Origin of the sequence: Micromonospora sp. NBC_01699, assembly GCF_036250065.1 — a bacterium.
In the GTDB taxonomy this organism is placed as follows: Bacteria; Actinomycetota; Actinomycetes; order Mycobacteriales; family Micromonosporaceae; genus Micromonospora_G.
The window spans coordinates 3,560,370-3,581,554 of sequence record NZ_CP109199.1; the positions used below are offsets into that span (position 1 = coordinate 3,560,370).

Annotated in this window: 2 protein-coding genes; both read left to right on the plus strand. The window is 74.5% G+C overall.

Annotation, left to right across the window (positions count from 1 at the left end; translation table 11 throughout):
• Window positions 1-41: 41 nt before the first annotated feature.
• A complete protein-coding gene (locus OG792_RS15540) occupies window positions 42-20,723 on the plus strand; it encodes a non-ribosomal peptide synthetase (RefSeq protein ID WP_329110343.1) in 20,682 nt (6,893 codons plus the stop codon).
• Complete coding sequence (locus OG792_RS15545) at window positions 20,720-20,932, plus strand: MbtH family protein (protein ID WP_329110344.1); 213 nt, start codon at window positions 20,720-20,722, stop codon at window positions 20,930-20,932. The genes OG792_RS15540 and OG792_RS15545 overlap by 4 nt, the downstream gene beginning before the upstream one ends.
• The last annotated feature ends 253 nt before the right edge of the window (window positions 20,933-21,185 follow it).

Genomic DNA, 21,185 nt, shown 5'->3' on the forward strand with positions numbered 1-21,185 from the left:
GCGCCCTCCCGCGCAACCCTGTCGAAGAGGTGTGAGTCTTCTTGTCCGCCAGCGAACTGACCACCGTGGACGACGCGCTCCGGTATTGGCGCGACCGGCTGAGCCCGGCCGCTCCGGAGATCGCGCTACCGTCCGACGGGCCGGACCGGGAACTCACCGGGGACGTCGACCCGGACCTGGTCGAGGGCGCCCGTCGGGTACTGCCGGACACCCTGGCCGCGCTGGTGGCCGAACACGCCCGACGGGTCGGCGCGACCCCGGACGACGTCGTACTCGCCGGGTTCCTGGCCCTGCTCGCCCGGTACGGCAACGGCACCGACCCGGTGCTGATCGCCGGGGACCTGCCGCTGCGCCTCGACCTCGCCGGTCCCGCCGGTCTCGGCGACCTGGTCGGACGGGTCGTGGCCGCACGGGCCGAGACGGCGGCGTACGCGCTGCCGCTGGCGGAGATCACCGCGCACCTGGACCCGGAGCGGCCCGGCCCGTTGAGCAACATCGGGTACGCCGGCACCCCCGACCCCCGGCTCGACCTGTGGCTCGGACTCACCGCGACGGCGGACACACTCGCGGTGGAACTGCGCCACCGGCTCGGGGCGCTGACCGGGGCCGGAGCCGACCGGCTGCTCGGCCACCTGGAGGTGCTGCTCACCGACGGACTGCGCCGGCCGGACCAGCCGCTCGGGCAACTCGACCTGCTCGTACCGGTCGAACACGAGCTGATGGTGCGGCGCTGGAACGACACCGCCATCACCGGGGCGTCCCTACCGCTGCCGGAGCTGTTCGAGGCGTGGGTCCGGCGTACCCCGGACGCGGTGGCGCTGGTGCTGGAGCGAACCGAACTGACCTACGCGGAACTCAACGTCCGGGCCAACCGGCTCGCGCACCGGCTGATCGCCGCCGGTGTCGGACCGGAACGGCTGGTCGCGCTGGCGCTGCCCCGCTCGGTCGACCTGTTCGTGGCCGAACTCGCCGTGCTCAAGGCCGGCGGGGCCTACCTGCCACTCGACGTCGACTACCCGGCCGAGCGGATCGGCTACATGCTCGCCGACGCCGCGCCGATCTGCCTGCTGACCACGGCCGAGCTGGCCGGCGACGTACCCGAACACCCGGGCACGGCCCGGCTGCTGCTCGACCAGCCCGACCTGGCCCGGCAGATCGCCGCCGGCCCCGACACCGACCCGACCGACGCCGACCGGACCGCCCCGCTCGACGTGCGCAACACCGCGTACGTCATCTACACCTCCGGCTCCACCGGGCGCCCCAAGGGCGTCGTGCTCTCCCACACCGGCGTGGCCAAACTGCTCGCCACCCAGACCGAACGGTTCGGCGTCGGCCCGCACAGCCGGATTCTCCAGTTCGCGTCGCCGAGCTTCGACGTGGCGTTCTGGGACCTGTGCCTGGCCCTGCTCTCCGGCGGCCGGCTGGTGGTGGTGCCCACCGAACGGCGGCTGCCCACCGCCGACCTCGCCGACTACGCCCACGAACACGGCGTCACCTTCATGATCCTGCCGCCGGCCCTGCTGGCCGCCCTGCCACCGCAGGTCGAGCTGCCGGCCGACGCGACCCTGCTCGCCGGCACCGAACGCGTCTCCGCCGAACTCGTCGCCCGGTACGCCGGACGGCAGCGGATGTTCAACGCGTACGGGCCGACCGAGGCGACCGTCAACTCCACCCTGGGCCGCTGCACCCCGACCACTCGCCCCGGTTCCTCGGTGCCGATCGGCCGACCCGACCCCGGCACCCGCGCGTACGTACTCGACGCCGCCCTGCGACCGGTGCCGGTCGGGGTGATCGGCGAGCTGTACCTCGGCGGCGGTGGGCTGGCCCGTGGTTACCTCGGCCGGCCGGCGCTGACCGCCCAACGGTTCGTCGCCGACCCGTACGGCGAGCCGGGACAGCGGCTCTACCGGACCGGTGACCTGGTCCGGTGGCGTGCCGACGGCCAGCTCGACTTCGTCGGCCGCGCCGACGACCAGGTGAAGATCCGTGGTTACCGGATCGAGCTCGGCGAGGTCGAAGCGGCGCTGGCCCGCGATCCGGACGTGGCGCAGGTGGTCGCCACGGTCCGCGAGGACCAGCCGGGCGAGCGCCGCCTGGTCGCGTACGTGGTGCCGGCCACCAGGGAGCGGCCCGCCGCCGACAGCGGTGAACACCAGGTCGCCCAGTGGAAGGACCTGCACGAACTGCTCTACACCGCCGGTACGACCGAACCGGCGGCGGAGAACTTCACCGGCTGGAACAGCAGCTACGACGGCCAACCCATCCCGCTGCCGCAGATGCGGGCCTGGCGCGACGCCACCGTCGCCCGGATCGCCGCACTGCGCCCGGAACGGATCCTGGAGATCGGCGTCGGCAGCGGCCTGCTGCTGTCCGGACTCGCGCCCGGCGCCGCCGACTACTGGGGCACCGACCTGTCCGAGCAGGCAATCGACTCGCTGCGCCGGCACGTCGACCGCGACACCGACCTCGCCGCCCGGGTCACCCTGCGGGCCCAACCGGCACACCGCTTCGACGGCCTGCCGACCGGCTACTTCGACACCGTGATCGTCAACTCGGTGGCCCAGTACTTCCCCGACGCCGACTACCTCGCCGACGTCCTGCGTCGCGCGGTCGACCTGCTCGTACCCGGCGGCCGGGTCTTCGTCGGCGACGTCCGCAACCTGCGCCTGCTGCCCTGCTTCCGGGCGGCGATCCAGGTCGGCCGCCGAGTCGACGGGACCGGACTCGATTCGACCGGACTCGACCCAGTCCGGATCGCGGTCGAGCAGGACCTGGCCTGGGAGGGCGAACTCCTGCTCGACCCGGAGTTCTTCCCCGCCCTCGCCCGCGAGCTGCCCGAGGTCGACGGAACCGACCTGTGGGTGAAGCGGGGCGAGGACCACAACGAACTGACCCGCTACCGGTACGACGTGGTGCTCCACCGCCGGGCCGGCGACCCGGTCACCGCACGCACGGCCGGCGACCCGGTCAACGGCACGGCCGACGGGGACGAGCCGCGGACGTACCGGTGGGGGAGTGCGGTCGCGGACCTCGACGCGCTCGCGGACCTGTTCGACGGCGGGCGCCCGTCGGCGCTGCGGGTCACCGCCGTGCCGAACGCGCGACTGACCGTGGACCTCGCCGCCGCCCGCACCCTGGCCGGCGAGCCGGAGCCGCCGGCCGACGCGGTGGACCCGGAGGCCCTGCACCGGCTGGGCGCCCGACTCGGCTACACGGTCGCCGTCACCTGGACCGCCGACGCCACCGACGGCAGCCTGGACGTGCTGTTCAGCACCGGCCCCGCCACCACCGACGCCTACCGGCCGGTGTCGACCGGATCCCGTCGCCCCGAGTACGGCAACCGCCCGGCCCGCTTCCGTGACCTGCCCACCCTGCTGCGCCGGCTACGCGAACAGGCCCGGACCTGGCTGCCCGAGTACATGGTGCCGGCCGCCATCGTGGCGCTGCACCGGCTGCCGGTCACCGGCAGCGGCAAACTCGACCGGGCCGCGCTGCCCGTGCCCGACCGGGGCGCGCTCAGCACCGGCGTACGGCCGCGCAGCGCCCGCGAGGAACTGCTCTGCACCCTCTACGCCGAGGTGCTCGACCTGCCCACGGTCGGCATCGACGACGACTTCTTCGCCCTCGGCGGGGACAGCATCGTCGCCATCCAACTGGTCATCCGGGCCCGCCAGGCCGGTCTGGCGATCACCCTGCGGCAGGTGTTCGTCAGCCGTACGGTCGCCGAACTCGCCCCGGTCGCGGTGCCGGTCAGCGCGGCGGTCGCCGAACCGCTGGCCCCGGTGCTCGACCCGGACGCCACCGCGCAACTCGCCGCCGACCTGCCCGGACTGGTCGAGGCGCTGCCGGTCACCCCGATGCAGGAGGGCTTCTACTTCCACGCCCTCGCCGACGGCACCGGCACCGACGCGTACCTGGTGCAGCTCATCGTCGACCTCGACGGCCCGCTCGACCCGGCCGCGCTGCGCCGCGCCGGGCAGCGGGTACTGAACCGGCACGCGCCGCTGCGGGCCGGGTTCCGGCTCGCCGGCGACGGCCGGCTGATCCAGGCCGTCGTCACCGGCGTCGAACTGCCCTGGCGGACCGTCGACCTGTCTGGGCTGGACGAGCCCGGACAGCGCGACCGGCTCGCCGCCGAGACCGACAGCGAGCGCGCCCGCCCGTTCGACCTGGCCCGGCCGCCGCTGCTGCGGGCGCTGCTGCTGCGCCGCGACGACAACCGGCACTGGCTGGTGCTCCAGTTCCCGCACATCGTCGCCGACGGCTGGTCGGTGCCGGTGCTGCTGCGCGACCTGCTCGCCCTGTACGGGCCCACCGACACCGTGCCGCCACTGCCGGCGCTCACCCCGTACCGGGACCATCTCGCCTGGCTGGCCCGGCAGGACCGGGACGCCGCCCGGACCGCCTGGCGGCAGGTGCTGGCCGGGGTGGACGAGCCGACCCGGCTGGTGCCGGCGGCCGGACCGGACCGACCGGCCAACCCCGGTGAGGTACGCATCGCGCTGCCCGAGCCGACCACCGCCGGCCTCAGCGCACGGGCCCGTGAGCACGGCATCACCCTCGGGGTCCTGCTCCAGGGGGCCTGGGGCATCCTGCTCGGCCACCTCACCGGACGCCGGGACGTGCTGTTCGGCACCACCGTCAGCGGGCGGGCGGCCGACCTCGACGGCATCGGCGACCTGGTCGGGCTGCTCATCAACACGCTGCCGATCCGGGTCCGTTGGCGCCCGGAACAGCCGCTGGTCGACGTGCTCGCCCGGTTGCACGGCGAACAGTCGGACCTGCTCGACCACCAGCACCTCGGCCTGGCCGAACTGCACCGGATCGCCGGCCTGGACGAGCTGTTCGACACCCTGGTGGTGCTGGAGAACTACCCGGACCCGGCGGACCTGCGGGACCCCGCCGGCACCCTCGCCGTCACCGGGACCGACTACCGGGACGCCGGGCACTACCCGCTCGCCCTGATCGTCGTCCCCGGCGACCGGCTGGAACTGCGGTTCAAGCACGACGCCGCGCGGCTGGACCGGACCGCTGTACACCGGATCGCGGGCTGGCTGACCCGACTGCTGGAACAGGTGGTCGACGACCCGTACCGGCCGGTGGGGCGGGTCGAGCTGCTGTCCGGCGCCGAGCGGCGGGACCTGCTGGCCCGGCTCGCCGGCCCGGACCACGCCGACGACGTCCCCACCACCCTGCTCGCCGCGATCGAGGCGCAGGTCGCCCGGACCCCGGACGCGCCCGCGCTGGTCTCCGACGACGAGACGCTGAGCTACGCCGAACTCGACGCCCGCGCTGCGGCACTGGCCGCCGAACTTCTCGCCCGGGGCGCCGGGCCGGAGCGGGTCGTCGCGGTCGCCGTACCCCGCTCGGCGGAACTGGTCGTGGCCCTGCTCGGGGTGCTCAAGGCCGGTGCCGCGTACCTGCCGCTGGACGTGGACCACCCGGCCGACCGGCTGGCGTACCTGCTCGCCGACTCCGGCGTGCGCACGGTGGTCACCACCGCTGCCGCCGCACCGCTGCTGCCCACCGGTCTCGACCTTGTCGTGCCGGGGACGGACGCGCCGCCACCGGGTGACGACGCCCTCCGGACGCTGCCGCACCCCGCACAGCCCGCCTACCTGCTCTACACCTCGGGCTCGACCGGGCAGCCGAAGGGTGTGCTCGTACCGCACTCGGCGATCGCCGCCCAACTCGCCTGGGTGCAGGACCGGTTCCGGCTCACCGCCGACGACCGGGTGCTGCACCACCTGTCGGCGAGCTTCGACCCGGCCGCGCTGGAGATCTTCTGGCCGCTGACCGCCGGGGCGACCGTGGTGCTCACCGCCCCGGACGCCACCGGCGACCCGGCCCGGCTGGCCTCGGCGGTCCGCCGCCACTCGGTGACCACGCTGGTTGTCGTCTCCTCGATGCTGGCCGCCTTCGCCGACGCGGTCGAGGTCGGCGGCGACGCGCGGTCGGTGGGCACGCTGCGCCGGGTGCTCGCCGGCGGCGACGCGCTCGGCGAGACCGTCGCGCGCCGCTGGCGGGAACTCACCGGGGTACCGGTGCACAACGTGTACGGCCCGACCGAGGCAACGATCCAGGTCACCTGTGCCGATGCCGCGGACGGGCGGACCGGCCCGGCGACCGGCACCACCGTCCCGATCGGACGCGCGGTCGCCGGCACCCGGCTCTACGTACTCGACGAGGGGTTGCGCCCGGTGCCACCGGGGGTGTCCGGCGAGCTGTACGTCGCCGGGGTGCAACTCGCCCGTGGCTACCTCGGCCGGGCGGTGCTGACCGCGCACCGGTTCGTCGCCGACCCGTACGGGCCGGCGGGGCAGCGGATGTACCGCACCGGTGACCTGGTCCGGTCCACCGCCGACGGGACGCTCGAATACCTGGGGCGGACCGACCGGCAGGTGAAGATCCGGGGCCACCGGGTCGAACTGGGCGAGATCGAGGCCCGGCTCACCGCCCGACCCGAGGTGGCCGCCGCGGCGGTGGTCGCCCGGACCGGGGCGACCGGTTCGGCTCGGCTGCTCGGCTACCTGGTTGCCCGGACCGGCACCACCATCGACCCGGACGCGCTGCTGACCGGGCTGGCCGAGACGCTGCCCGCACCGCTGGTTCCGGCCGCGCTGCTGGTGCTGGACACCCTGCCGCGTACGGCGAGCGGCAAGCTCGATCTCGACGCGCTGCCGGAGCCGTTACCCGTACGGGTCGCCGGCCGGGCGCCGCGTACCGGGCGGGAGCGGCTGTTCTGCGAGATCTTCGCGTCCGTACTCGGGGTGGCGCAGGTCGGTCCGGACGACGACTTCTTCGTCCTCGGCGGGGACAGCATCGCGTCGATCGGGGTCGCCAACCGGGCGCACGCCGACCGGCTGACGATCAGCCCGCGTGACGTGTTCACCCACCGCACCCCGGCCAACCTGGCGGAACTGGTCGGCCCGGAGCCGGTGGACGCGACCCCGGAGCCGGCTGGCGCCCCGGTGACGGCGATCCCGGAGCCGGTTCCCGGCCCGATCACGGCGACCCCGGAGCCGGCTGGCGCCCCGGAGCCGGTCTCGGACCGGTACGGCGACGTGCCGCCCACCCCGGCCGTGCACCGGCTGCGGGAGAGCGGGCTACCGGTCACCGGGGCCGGTACGGCGGTGCTCGCCCGTACCCCGGTCGGGACGACCACCGCGCAGGTCCGCGCCGCCCTCGCGGCGCTGCTGGACCGGCACGACGGGCTGCGCCAGCGGCTGACCCGGATCGGCGCGCTGCTCTGGACCCTGCACATCGCCCCGGCCGGCGTGGCCACCGGCGACGACCTGCCGCTGACCGTCGCGGACACGGTGGTCGACCCGGCGACCGCGGACGAGTGGACGCGGGCGGCGCTCGCCCGGCTCGATCCGGAGGCCGGTGCGGTCGTCGACGCCGTCTGGTTCGACGGCGGCCCGGACGGTTCGGGTCACCTGCTGCTGGCGGCGCACCGGCTGGCCGTGGACGAGGCGTCCTGGCCGATCCTGCTGGCCGACCTGTCCACCCTGCTGGCAGGGGCCGGTGCCTTGGACACGGCGCCGGTGCCCACCCCGCTGCGGGGCCATGTCCGCTCCCTCGGCGAGCAGGCCCAGCACCCGGCCCGGCTCGCCGAACTGACCCACTGGGCGCAGACCCTGGCGCCCGGAACGGACCCGCTCGCCCTGCCCCTGCCGCCCGGCGCGGACCCGGCGTCCCGGTCCACCATCGAGCTGGTCCTGAATTCGGTCGGCGTCGACAATCCGGCCGACGGCCTGGGTTCGGTCGGCGTCGACATCTCGGCCGACGATCCGGGTTCGGTTGCCGTCGACGGTCCGGTCGACCTGCTGCTCGCCGCGTTGCGGGTCGCGGTGACCCGCCGCCAGCGACGGCACGGTCGGGACACGGACACCGACCTGCTGGTCGACGTCGTGACCGCCGGCCGCACCCCGGCCGGCGACGACCTGTCCCGCACGGTCGGGCCGCTGGGCCGGGTGCATCCGGTACGCCTGCCGGCCTCGGACGACCCCGCCGAGGCGCTGGCCGACGTGGTCGGCCACCGTGCCACCGTCCCGGACCACGGAACCGGGTACGACCTGCTGCGTCACCTCAACCCGCAGGCCGCCCCGATCCTCGCCCAGATGGCAAGCCCGCCGGTGCTGGTCGACTACGCGGGCGCCCTGCCCGACGCACGGTGGCTGGGCACGCCGACCGCCCACCCGCACCCGTTGCTGATCACCGTCCGGGACGGGGACGCTCCGACCGCGACCTGGACCTGGGCGACGGCCGCCTGGGACGAGTCCGACGTACGCGAACTCGCCGACGACTGGCTCACCGCGCTCGCCGAGCTGACCGCCCCCGTGCGTGCGGTCGACGCACAGCCGCTGCCCACGATCGACCCGGCCGAACTGGACCTGGTCCGGGCGCGCAGCCCGTGGCCGGTGGGCGAGGTGTGGCCGCTGTCGCCGTTGCAGGAGGGCCTCTACTTCCACGCCAGCTACGACCAGGGCGAGATCGACGTCTACACCGCGCAGGTCGCGTTCGAGGTGGCGTACCGGATGGACGCCGACCGGCTGCGCGCCGCCTGCGTGACCCTGCTGGCCCGCAATCCGGGCCTGCGGGCCGGTTTCACCGGTGACGGGCTGACCGCGCCGGTGCAGTTCATCACCGCCGACCCGCCGCCGCCGCTGACCGTGGTCGACCTCGCCACGGTGTCCGGCCCGGACCGGGCGGCCCGGATCGAGGCCCTGCTCGCCGACGACCGGACCCGCCGGTTCGACCCGGCCCGGCCGCCGCTGTTCCGGCTGCTCCTGCTCCGCCTCGACGACGGCACCGACCGGCTGGTGATCACCCACCACGTGCTGCTCTGGGACGGCTGGTCGGCCCGGATCGTGCTGGACCAGCTCCTCGCCCTGTACGCCACCGGCGGCGACGACACCGACCTGCCACCGGCCGGCTCGTACCGGGACTACCTGGTCTGGCTGACCGAACAGGACCGGGACGCGGCGCTGGCCGCCTGGCAGGCGGAGTTCGCCGACCTGGCCGAGCCGACGCTGATCGCGCCGGTGGACCGGGCCCGCCGGCCGGTCCTGCCGCAGCGGCGCCGGGCCGAGCTGTCGCAGGCGTCGACGGCCAGGATCCGGGCGGCCGCGCGGAAGCACGGCGTCACCCTCAACACGCTGCTCAACGCCGCCTGGGCGCTGGTGCTGTCCACCGCGGTCGGGCGTACCGACGTGGTGTTCGGTGCCACCGTCGCCGGTCGGCCGGCCGAGATCCCGCACGTCGGCAACGCGGTCGGGCTGTTCCTCAACACCGTGCCGGTACGGGTCACCCTCGATCCGTTCGAGCGGGTCGGTGACCTGCTGCGCCGGATCCAGGCGTCGCGTACGGCGCTGATGGCGCACGAGTACCTGGGCCTGGGCGAGGTGCAGCGCGGCAGCGGGCACGCCCAGCTCTTCGACACCCTCTTCGCACTGCAACAGGTCGGCGGCGGGGACGAGGCCACCGACCTGCGGGACCGGCACGGGCTGACCGAGGTCGGCAGCGTCGACGCCACCCACTACCCGCTGACCCTGGTGGTCGCACCCGGCGCGACCGTACGGGCGACGCTGGCGTACCGGGACGACGCGATCGCCGCGACGACGGCGGCGAGCCTGCTGGACCGGTTCACCACCGTGCTGGAGCGGCTCGCCGGTGACCCGGACCGGCCGGTCGGCCGGCTGGACGTACTCCCGGCGGCGCAACGGGCGGCGGTGGGCGTACCGGCCCGCGCGACCGCGCGCCCGGTGCCGAACGAGACGGTCGCCGACCTGCTCGGCGCGCAGGCCCGGCGTACGCCGGACGAGACCGCACTGGTCTTTGGCTCGTCCCGGCTGACCTACGCGCAACTCGACGCCCGGGTGAACCGGCTGGCCCGGCTGTTGCTGGCCCGGGGTGCCGGCCCGGAACGGGTGGTGGCGTTGGCCCTGCCCCGGTCGGCGGACATGGTGGCCGCGCTGTTCGCGGTCCTCCGCACCGGTGCGGCCTACCTGCCGCTGGAGCTGGACCACCCGGCCGAGCGGTTGGCGCACATGGTCGCCGACGCGTCCCCGGTCTGCGTGCTCACCACCACCGGTGTGGCGACCCGGTTGCCGGTCCCCGGCCTCGTGCCGCTGGACGATCCGGCGGTCGCCGCCGAACTCGACGCGCTGCCGGCGACGGAGATCACCGACGCCGAGCACCCCGAGTTCGCCCGCACCCGCCCCGACCGGCTCGAACACCCGGCGTACGTCATCTACACCTCCGGCTCGACCGGGCGGCCCAAGGGCGTCGTCACCCCGTACCGGGGGCTGACCAACATGCAGCTCAACCACCAGGAGGCGATCTTCGGGCCGACGGTGGCGGCGGCCGGCGGCCGTCGACTGCGGATCGCGCACACCGTCTCGTTCGCCTTCGACATGTCCTGGGAGGAACTGCTCTGGCTGGTCGAGGGGCATGAGGTGCACGTCTGCGACGAGGACCTGCGCCGCGACGCGGAGGCGCTGGTGGCGTACTGCGACCGGCACCGGATCGACGTGGTCAACGTGACCCCGACGTACGCCGACCACCTGATCGCCGAGGGCCTGCTCCGGCAGGACCCGGCGGCCGGTCGGCACCGGCCGGTGCTCGTCCTGCTCGGCGGCGAGGCCGTCTCCGAGCAGGTGTGGAGCAGCCTGCGGGACACCGAGGGCACCCTCGGCTACAACCTGTACGGCCCGACCGAGTACACCATCAACACGCTCGGCGGCGGTACCGAGGACAGTGCCACCCCGACCGTCGGGCGGGAGATCTGGAACACCCGCGCGTACCTGCTCGACCCGTGGCTGCGGCCGGTGCCCGACGGCTGCCCCGGCGAGCTGTACATCGGCGGTACCGGGCTGGCCCGGGGTTACCTGGGCGCACCGGGGCTGACCGCGTCGCGGTTCGTCGCCGACCCGTTCGGCGCCCCCGGCGACCGGCTCTACCGGACCGGTGACCTGGCCCGCCGCCGCCCGGACGGGAACCTCGACTTCCTCGGCCGGACCGACGACCAGGTCAAGATCCGGGGCTACCGGGTGGAACTGGGCGAGATCGAGTCGGTGCTGGCCGAACATCCGGAGGTGGCCCGCGCGGCGGTGATCGCCCGCGACGGCGCGTCCGGCACCGGGCGGCGGCTGATCGGGTACGTCGTACCGGTCGCCGGTGTCGACGCCGGCAACGAGCGCGAGCACCTGGCCGAGTGGCAGCAGATCTACCACGACGAGTACGCCGCCATCGGCACCGCCGTGGCCGACGAGGACTTCGCCGGCTGGGACAGCAGCTACGACGGCCAGCCGATCCCGCTCGCGGACATGCGCGAGTGGCGGGAGGCGACGGTCGCCCGGATCCGGGAGCTGCGCCCCCGCCGGGTGCTGGAGATCGGGGTCGGCACCGGGCTGCTGCTGTCCCGGATCGCCCCGGAGTGCGAGTCGTACTGGGGCACCGACTTCGCCGGGCCGGTGATCGAGAAACTGCGGGCCGACATCGCCGGGCTGCCGGAACTCGCCGGCCGGGTCGAGCTGCGCCACCAGCCGGCAGACGTGCTCGACGGGCTGCCGCGCGACCACTTCGACACCATCGTGATCAACTCGGTGGTGCAGTACTTCCCCAGCGTCGAGTACCTGGTCGAGGTGCTGACCGGGGCGGTCGACCTGCTGGTACCGGGCGGTTGCCTGTTCGTCGGCGACGTACGCAACCTGCGGCTGGCCCGGACCTTCCACGCCGCCGTGCAGGCGACCCGCTCCGGTGCGGGCACCGACCCCGACCGGCTGCGTCGCGCGGTCGAGCGCGGTGTGCTGCTGGAGAAGGAACTGCTGGTCGACCCGGACCTGTTCGCGACCCTGCCGGCGGCGTGGGCGGGGACCACCCCGGTCGCGGTCACCGTGCGGACCAAGCGCGGCCACCTGCACAACGAGCTGACCCGACACCGGTACGACGCCGTACTGCGCCGGCTGGACACATCGTCCACCGACCCGCTGTCCCTGGCGGACGTGCCCACCGTCCGCTGGGGCGCCGAACTCGGTGACCTGTCCACACTGGAGGACCACCTGGCGCGGCGGCGACCGGACCGGTTGCGGGTGGAACGCGTACCCAATGCCCGGCTGGCCGACGAACTGGCCGTGACCCGGGCGCTCGACCCGGACCGGGCCGACCCCGCCGGTACGGCGACCGTGAACCCGGTGGAGCCGGAGGACCTGCACGAGGTGGGGGAGCGGCTCGGTTACCGGGTCTTCACCACCTGGTCACCGGTCTCCGACGGCAGCCTCGACGTGCTGTTCGTGGCACCGGACCAGCTCGCCGACGACACCCTGCCGGTCGACCTGTGCCGGCCGCTGCGAGCGGCGGCGACGCCGGCCGACTGCGCCAACCGGCCGGCGGTGGCCCGGGGCGTGGCCGCCCTCACCACCCGGCTGCGCGATCACCTCAAGCTCCGGCTGCCCGACTACATGGTGCCGGCCGCCCTGGTCACCCTGTCCGCGTTGCCGCTCACGGTCAACGGCAAGCTGAACGTACGGGCGCTGCCGGACGCCGAACCCACCGGCTCGGTCGGCGGCGACCAGGCCCCGGTCACCGAGCAGGAGAAGCAGCTCTGCCAGCTCTTCGCCGACGTGCTGGGCCTGCCCGTGGTCGGTGTCCGGGACAGCTTCTTCGACCTCGGCGGGCACTCCCTGCTCGCTACCCGGCTGATCGGCCGGGCCCGCAGCGTGCTCGGCGCCGAACTGTCCATCCGGGACCTGTTCGAGGCGCCCACCGTCGCCGAGCTGACCGCCCGGCTCGCCCCGGACACCGCCGTCGCGCTCCGGCCGGCGCTGGTGCCGGTGGACCGGCCCGACCCGCTGCCGGCCGCGTACGCGCAGCAGCGGCTCTGGGTCATCCAGCAACTCGACCCGGCCTCCCCGGCGTACAACTTCCCGCTGGTGGCACGGGTGCACGGGACCCTGGACGAGGTCGCCCTCGGCGAAGCGGTCCGGGACGTCATGCTCCGCCACGAGGCCCTGCGCACCCTGATCGGGGAACACGACGGGTTGCCGACGCAGCGGGTCGTCGCCCCCGCCGACGCCCACCCGGTGCTGCGTACGGTGGCCGTCGACCGGGCCGATCTGGCCGAGGTGGTCCGGGCCGCCGCGTCCCGCCCGTTCGACCTCGCCACCGAGCTGCCGTTGCGGGTCACCGTCGTCCGGCTCACCCCGGACGAGCACGTGGTGGTGTTCCTGCTGCACCACATCACCACCGACGAGTGGTCCGATGGGCCGTTCCTGCGCGACCTCGGGGTCGCGTACGCGGCCCGGTGTGCCGGCGTCGCCCCGGACTGGACCCCGCTGCCGGTGCAGTACGCCGACTACACCCTCTGGCAACGGGACCTGCTCGGCGACCCGCAGACCCCGGACAGTCTCGCCGCCCGCCAGCTCGACTTCTGGCGGGAAACCCTGCGCGACCTGCCGCAACGGATCGAGCTGCCGACCGACCGGGTGTCCCGACCGGGGCAGCCGAGCCGGGCCGGCGGGGAGATGACGGTCGGACTGGACCCTGCTGCCGTACGCGCCCTGCGCCGGCTGGCCCAGGCCGGTGGCGCCAGCATGTTCATGGTCGGGCAGGCGGCGGTGGCGGCACTGCTGCACCGGCTCGGCGCGGGCACCGACATCCCGCTCGGCGCCCCGATCGCCGGCCGTACCGACGAGGCGCTGGACGACCTGATCGGCTTCTTCGTCAACACGCTGGTGCTGCGTACCGACGTGGCCGGCGACCCGAGCTTCACCGAGTTGCTGGGCCGGGTCCGGGCCGCCGACCTGGCCGCGTTCTCGCACCAGGATGTGCCGTTCGAGGCCGTCGTCCGGGCGCTGAACCCGGACCGGTCGGTCACCGACAACCCGCTGTTCCAGGTGATGGTGGTCTACCGCAACCGGGCCGCCGACCGGCTGGAGCTGGGCGACCTCACGGTCACCCCCGAGCCGTACGGGACCGGCACGGCCCGGTTCGACCTGGTGTTCGGCTTCGGCGAGCAGGCCGACGAGGACTCGATCACGGTGCTGCTGGAGTACCGGGCCGACCTGTTCGACGCCGACACCGTCCGGACCCTGGGCCGGCGACTGAGCCGGTTGATCGAGGCGGTCGCGGCCGATCCGGACGCACCGGTGAGCCGGGTCGACCTGCTGGTGGACACCGAACGGCAGCGGGTGCTGCACGAGTTCAACGACACCGACCGGCCGGTCGACGAGGGCACCGTGCCGGAGCTGTTCGGCGCCCGGGTGGCGCAGCGACCGGACGCGGTCGCCGTGGTCGACACGGCCGGCGAGCTGACGTACGCGCAACTGGACGCCCGGTCGAACCGGATCGCCCGGCTGCTCGCCGGTCGCGGCGTACGGGCCGGGGACGTGGTCGGGTTGGCGGTACCCCGGTCGCGGGAGATGGTCGCCGCGATCCTGGGTGTGCTCAAGCTCGGCGCGGCGTACCTGCCGCTGGAGCTGACCCTGCCGGCCGACCGGCTCGACTACCTGCTCACCGACAGCGGCACCCGGCTCGTCCTGGTCACCGCCGAGGCGTCCGACCGGATCCCGGACGCGCCCGGTGTGCACCGGATCGGGCTGGACACTACGGAAACCGTCGCCGAGCTGGCCGGACTGGCCGACGGGCCACTCCACCCCGGACAGACCCGGATCCCACCGGGCCTGGACCACCCCGCGTACGTCATCTACACCTCCGGCTCGACCGGCCGACCGAAGGGCGTGGTGGTCAGCCACGAGGGCATCGGCAGCCTGATCGCCACCGCCGTGGACCGGATGGGCGTCACCGCCGACAGCCGGGTCTCGCAGTTCGCCTCCGTCGGCTTCGACGTGGCCGTGTTCGACCTGGTCATGTCGTTGTGCGTGGGCGGACGGCTGGTGCTGATCCCGGACGAGGCGCGGGTCGCCGACCATCCACTCACCGACTTCCTGCACGCCCACGGCGTGACCCACATGATCCTGCCGCCGTCGCTGCTGTCGGCGCTGCCGGCCGGCTGCGAACTGCCCGACGGCGGCACCGTCCTGGTCGGTACGGAAACCGTGCCGCCGGACCTGATCCGGCGACTGGCCCGCCGGCAGCGGGTGTTCGGCGCGTACGGCCTGACCGAGGCGACCGTCAACTCGACGCTCTGGGCGGCGCGACCGGACTGGGACGCGGCCGTACCGATCGGCCGCCCCGACCCGAACACCCGGACGTACGTGCTGGACGCGAACCTGCGCCCGGTACCGCCCGGCGTCGTCGGCGAGCTGTACGTCGCCGGCCGTGGCCTGGCCCACGGTTACCTGGGTCGGACCGCGCTGACCGCCGAACGCTTCGTCGCCTCCCCGTTCGGCTCGCCCGGTGCGCGGATGTACCGCACCGGTGACCGGGCCCGCTGGCGGGCCGACGGCAACCTCGACTTCCTCGGCCGGGTCGACGACCAGGTGAAGATCCGGGGCTTCCGGATCGAGCTGGGTGAGATCGAGGCGGCGTTGGCCGGGCACCCGGACCTGACCCAGGCCGCCGTTGTCGCCGACCGGGCCGGCAGCGTCGTACGCCTGGTCGGGTACGCGGTGCCGGACGCGGCCGCCGGGACCGTCCCGGACCCGGCCGCGCTCCGGGCGTACGTGGCGGACCGGTTGCCGGAGTACATGGTGCCGGCGGCGGTGGTGGTGCTCGACGGCCCGTTGCCGCTGACCGCCAACGGCAAGCTCGACCGACGGGCCCTGCCGGCACCGGACTTCGGCACCACCGGAGGACGGCCGCCGGCCACCGCCCGCGAGGAGGTGTTCTGCCGGCTCGTCGCCGAACTGCTGCACCTGCCGAGCGTCGGCGCCGACGACGACTTCTTCGCCCTCGGCGGGGACAGCATCGTCGCCATCCAGTTGGTCAGCCGGGCCCGTCGGGAGGGGTACGCGATCCGCCCGGCGGCCGTGTTCCAGGCCCGTACGCCGGCCGGTCTGGCCCGGGCCGCCCACGACCTGGCCGCCGTCGCGGTGCCGGCGTCCGGTGCGCTGCTCGACCTGGACCCGGCCGAGCGGGCCGAGGTGGCCGCGTTCGACCCGGCCCCGGTGGAACTGCTGCCGCTCACCCCGTTGCAGTCGGGCCTGCTCTTCCACGCCTCGCTCGACGCCGACGGCCCGGACGTCTACACCGTGCAGACCTGGTTCGAACTCGACGGCCCGGTGGACCCGGACCGGTTGCGTCGCGCCGTGTCGGCGCTGCTGGACCGGCACCCGAACCTGCGCGCCGGGTTCCGCTACCTGGCCTCCGGCCGCCCGGTCGCGCTGGTGCCGGCGAACGCACCGGTCCCGTGGACCGAGCGGGACCTGACCGGTATCGACCCGGTTGCCGCCGACCAGACCTGGCGGGGGCTGCTCGACGAGCAGGCGGCCCGGTTCGACCCGGCCCACCCGCCGCTGCTGCGGCTGCTGCTGGCCCGGCTCGGCCCCGACCGGCACCGGCTCCTGCTCACCCACCAGCACCTGCTGCTGGACGGCTGGTCCGGACCGCCGCTGGTCGAGGAACTCTCCGCCCTGTACGCCACCGACGCCGACCCCACCGGGCTCGCCCCGGCGGTACCGTTCCGGGACTATCTCGGCTGGCTCGCCGGCCAGGACCGGGACGCCGCGCGTACCGCCTGGACGGCGGAACTCGCCGGGCTGACCGAGCCGACCCTGCTGGCGGCGGCGGAACCGACCCGGCTGCCGATCGCACCGCTGCTGCACGAGGTGACGCTGCCGGAGCCGGTGACCACGGCGCTGACCGCGCTGGCCCGGAGCCGGGGCCTGACCCTTGGTGCGGTGGTGCACGCCGCCTGGGGAGTGGCGCTCGGCCAGCTCACCGGTCGGCACGACGTCGTCTTCGGCGCCACCGTGTCCGGTCGCCCGGCCGATTTGCCCGGCATGGAATCGATGATCGGTCTGTTCATCACGACCGTGCCGGTACGGGTGCACTGCGCCCCGGCCGACCGGCTCGGCACCGTGCTGGACCGGGTCTGGGCGGCCCAGTCGCGGCTGGTCGAACACGAGCACCTGGGCCTGGCCGAGATCCAGCGGTCGGCCGGCATCGGTGAACTGTTCGACAGCCTGGTGGTGTTCGAGAACTTCCCCGCCGTACCCGATGTCCTGGAAGGGTCCGGTGACGGGCTGACCATCCGGCCGACCGGCGGGCGCGACGCCACCCACTACCCGCTGACCTGGGCGATCGCCCCCGGTGAACAGCTGTCCCTGGTCGCCGAGTACCGGCCCGACCTGTTCGACCCCGAGCCGGTACGCCGGTTCGCCGACGCCTTCGTCCGGGTGCTCACCGCCCTCGCCGACGACCCCGACCGTACGGTCGGCACGATCGACCTGCTGCCCGGCCCGGTACGGCACCGGGTGCTGACCGAGTGGAACGACACCGACCTGGCGGTGCCGGCCGGCACCATGCCGGCGATCTTCGCCGCCCAGGCGGCCGAGTCACCGGACGCGGTGGCGCTGGTCGCACCGGACACCGGCGCCGCCGGGTGGACGTTCGCCGAACTCGACCACCGGGTCAACCGGCTCGCCCGGTTGCTGGTGGCGCGGGGCGCCGGCCCGGAGCGGGTGGTCGCGCTGGCGCTGCCCCGAGGCGCCGAGATGATCACGGCGATCCTCGCCACCCAGCAGGCCGGCGCCGGCTACCTGCCGATCGACCCGGACCTGCCCACCGACCGGGTCACCATGATGCTGGACGACGCCGACCCGGTCCTGCTGGTGACCACCACCGCGCTAGCGACGGAGCTGCCGTCGACCGCCCGCCCGCAGCTGTTGCTCGACACCGGTGGCACGGTGGACCTGCTCGCCGCCCAGCCGGCGCACGGGCTGGACGACGCCGACCGGCTCGCGCCACTGCATCCGGACCACCCGGCGTACGTCATCTACACCTCCGGTTCCACCGGGCGGCCCAAGGGTGTCGTGGTCACCCACCGCAACCTGGTGAACCTGTTCCACAGTCACCGGAGCACCCTGCACCGGCCGGCGGTCGCCGCCACCGGCCGGCGCCACCTGCGGGTCGGGCACGCCTGGTCGTTCTCCTTCGACGCGTCCTGGCAGCCGCAACTCTGGCTCTTCGACGGGCACGCGCTGCACGTCGTGGACGACGAGACCCGGCGCGACCCCGGCCGGCTCGCCGCGCGGATCCGGGATGCCGCCCTCGACTTCATCGAGGTGACCCCGGCGCACTTCGCCGCGATGGCCGACGCCGGACTGGTCGCCGACGGCCGGTGCGGGCTCGCGGTGGTCGGCGTCGGCGGGGAGGCGGTGCCACCGGACCTCTGGCGGACGCTGCGCGACCTGCCCGACACCGAGTCCTACAACCTGTACGGCCCGACCGAGTGCACGGTGGACGCCCTGGTCGGCCGGGTCGGGGACAGCGACGTGCCGGTGGTCGGCCGTCCGGTGCACAACATGCGGGCGTACGTGCTCGACGGCGCGCTGCGGCCGGTGGCGCCCGGCGTGACCGGGGAGCTGTACCTGGCCGGCGCCGGGCTGGCCCGCGGCTACCTGGGCCGCTCGGGACTGACCGCCGAGCGGTTCGTGGCCGACCCGTACGGGCCGACCGGCGGCCGGATGTACCGCACCGGTGACCTGGCCAGGTGGACCCCGGACGGTCAGCTCGACTTCGTCGGGCGGGCCGACGACCAGGTGAAGATCCGCGGGTTCCGGGTCGAGCCGGGTGAGGTGGAGGCGGCCCTGGTCCGGCATCCCGCCATCGGCCGGGCGACCGTGGTCGTACGCGAGGACCGGGCCCGTGGCCGGCACCTGGTCGCGTACCTGGTGGCCGTGCCGGGGGAGTCGGTCGACCGGGCTGATCTGCGGGCGCACCTCACCGGGCTGCTGCCCGAGTACATGACCCCGGCCGCGTTCGTGGTGCTGCCCCGGCTGCCGGTGCTGCCGAACGGCAAACTCGACCGGGCCGCCCTGCCGGCGCCGGAGTACCCGGCCACCCACGGCCGGGCGCCCCGTACGCCGGTGGAGCGGGCCCTGCTCGCGGTGGCCGTACGGGCCCTGGGCCGGCCGGAACTCGGGGTCGAGGACGACTTCTTCGCCGTCGGCGGGGACAGTGCCGCCTCGATCCAGTTGGTGGTGCTGGCCCGGCAGGCCGGGCTGGCGGTCCGTCCCCGGGACGTGTTCCGGCTCCGGACCGTCGCGGCGCTGGCCGAGGTCGCGGTCCCGGTGGAGACCGTGGTACCGCTGACCCCGGTCATGCACTGGCTGCGCGAACTCACCGGTCCGCTCGCCGGGTTCAACCAGTCGGTGGTGCTGCGGGTGCCGGCCGGCCTCGGAACCGACCGGCTCGGCCGGGCGCTGGGTGTCCTGCTGGATCGGCACGACCTGCTGCGGGCCCGGCTCGACCGGGAGGGGGCCGACGGCGCCACCTGGTCGCTGCGGATCCCGGCGGCCGGTACGGTCGACGCCGGGCAGCTGGTCCGGCGGGTGGACGCGGCGACCCTGGACGACAACGGGCTCCTGGCCGTGGTGGACGAGCAGGCCCGGCTGGCCCGGGAACGACTCGACCCGGATCGGGGCGTGCTGGTGCAGGCGGTCTGGTTCGACGCGGGGCAGCGGCCGGGCCGGCTGCTGCTGATGGTCCATCACCTGGCGGTCGACGGTGTCTCCTGGCGCATCCTGGTCCCGGAACTCACCGCCGCTTGGACCGCCGCCGAGCCGACCACCGTGGTCGAGGAACCCGTCGTGGTCGAGGGGCCCGTCGTGGTCGAGTCGGCCGTCGCGGTCGAACCGGCCGCCGCTGCCGAGCCGACGGCCACCGCCGACGAACCGGTGCCGCCGACAACGCCGTTCGCGCGGTGGGCGGAGGTGCTCGCCGAAGCGGCGGTCGATCCGTCCCGGGAGGCGGAACTGGCGTACTGGGTCGAGGTGATGACCGGCGCCGGGCCGCTGCCGGACCCGGTCGACCCGGTCCGCGACACCGCGGCGACCACCCGCGAGCTACGGGTCACGCTCGGCCCGGCGGAGGTGTCGCCGCTGCTGACCCGGCTGCCGGCCGCGCTCGACGCGACCGTCAACGAGCTGCTGATGACCGGGTTCGCCCTGGCCGTCAACGAGACCCGACCCGATGGCGGCGACACCGGCACCGTGGTCAGGTTCTCGCTTGAGGGACACGGGCGGGAGGAGGCGGCCGTCGAGGGCGATCCGGCTCGCGGTGGGCTCGACCTGTCCCGCACCGTCGGCTGGTTCACCAGCGTCTACCCCGTACGCCTGGACCCCGGCCCGGCCCGGACGACCGGCCCGGACGGCACCGACCGGCCCGCGTCGCCGGCCGACGCGGTGCGGCGGGTACGGGACCAGTTGCGGGCGCTGCCCGACAACGGGCTCGGTTACGGCCTGCTGCGTTACCTGAACCCGGGTACCGGACCGACGCTCGCCGCGCTCGGCCTGCCCGACATCCAGGTGAACTACCTGGGCCGGTTCGGGCTGCCGGAGGCGACGGACTGGGCGTTCGCACCGGAGATGGCAGCCGCCTCGGCACACGCCTGCGACCCGGACATGCCACAGGCGTACGGTCTCGGTGTCACCGTGCACATCGAGGACCGTGCCGATGGACCGCACCTGATCGCGAGCTGGACGTGGCCGGAAGCGGTGCTGACCGAGAACGCGGTCCGGGCTCTGACCGACGCCTGGACCCGGACGCTGCGGATGCTCGTCGCGTCCGTCGATCCCAACCCGAGGAGAAACCGATGACCAACCCCTTCGAGGACCCGGACGGCACCTACCTGGTGCTGGTGAACGCCGAGAACCAGCACAGCCTCTGGCCGTCGTTCGTGGACGTACCGGCCGGGTGGACCACCGTGCAGGGACCCGGATCCCGGCAGGAGTGCCTGGACTACGTGGAGGCGCACTGGACCGACCTGCGTCCGCAGAGTCTCGTCGACGCGATGGCCACCCGGTAGCTCACCGTCGCCGTGGGTTGCCCGGTCGTGGACGCGCCGGGCAACCCTCTCCCGCCGGGGGTCAGTGGTCGAGCAGGAAGGCCCGGCGCTCGTCCGAGGCGGCCGGGGCCACCGGTACGGTGGTCGGCGCACCGCCGTCGACCTCGCGTTCATGACCTCCCGCCGCGGATGCTTCCACCGACCCTCGGTCGGGGTGAACACGACGGGTGGGCGACACCGTGGCAGCCTGCCTGCCACCACCAACCGCGTCATG

Bases quoted from the DNA above. Each gene is read 5' to 3' on its own strand.
- OG792_RS15545 (WP_329110344.1), top strand. From the start codon at position 20,720: ATGACCAACCCCTTCGAGGACCCGGACGGCACCTACCTGGTGCTGGTG.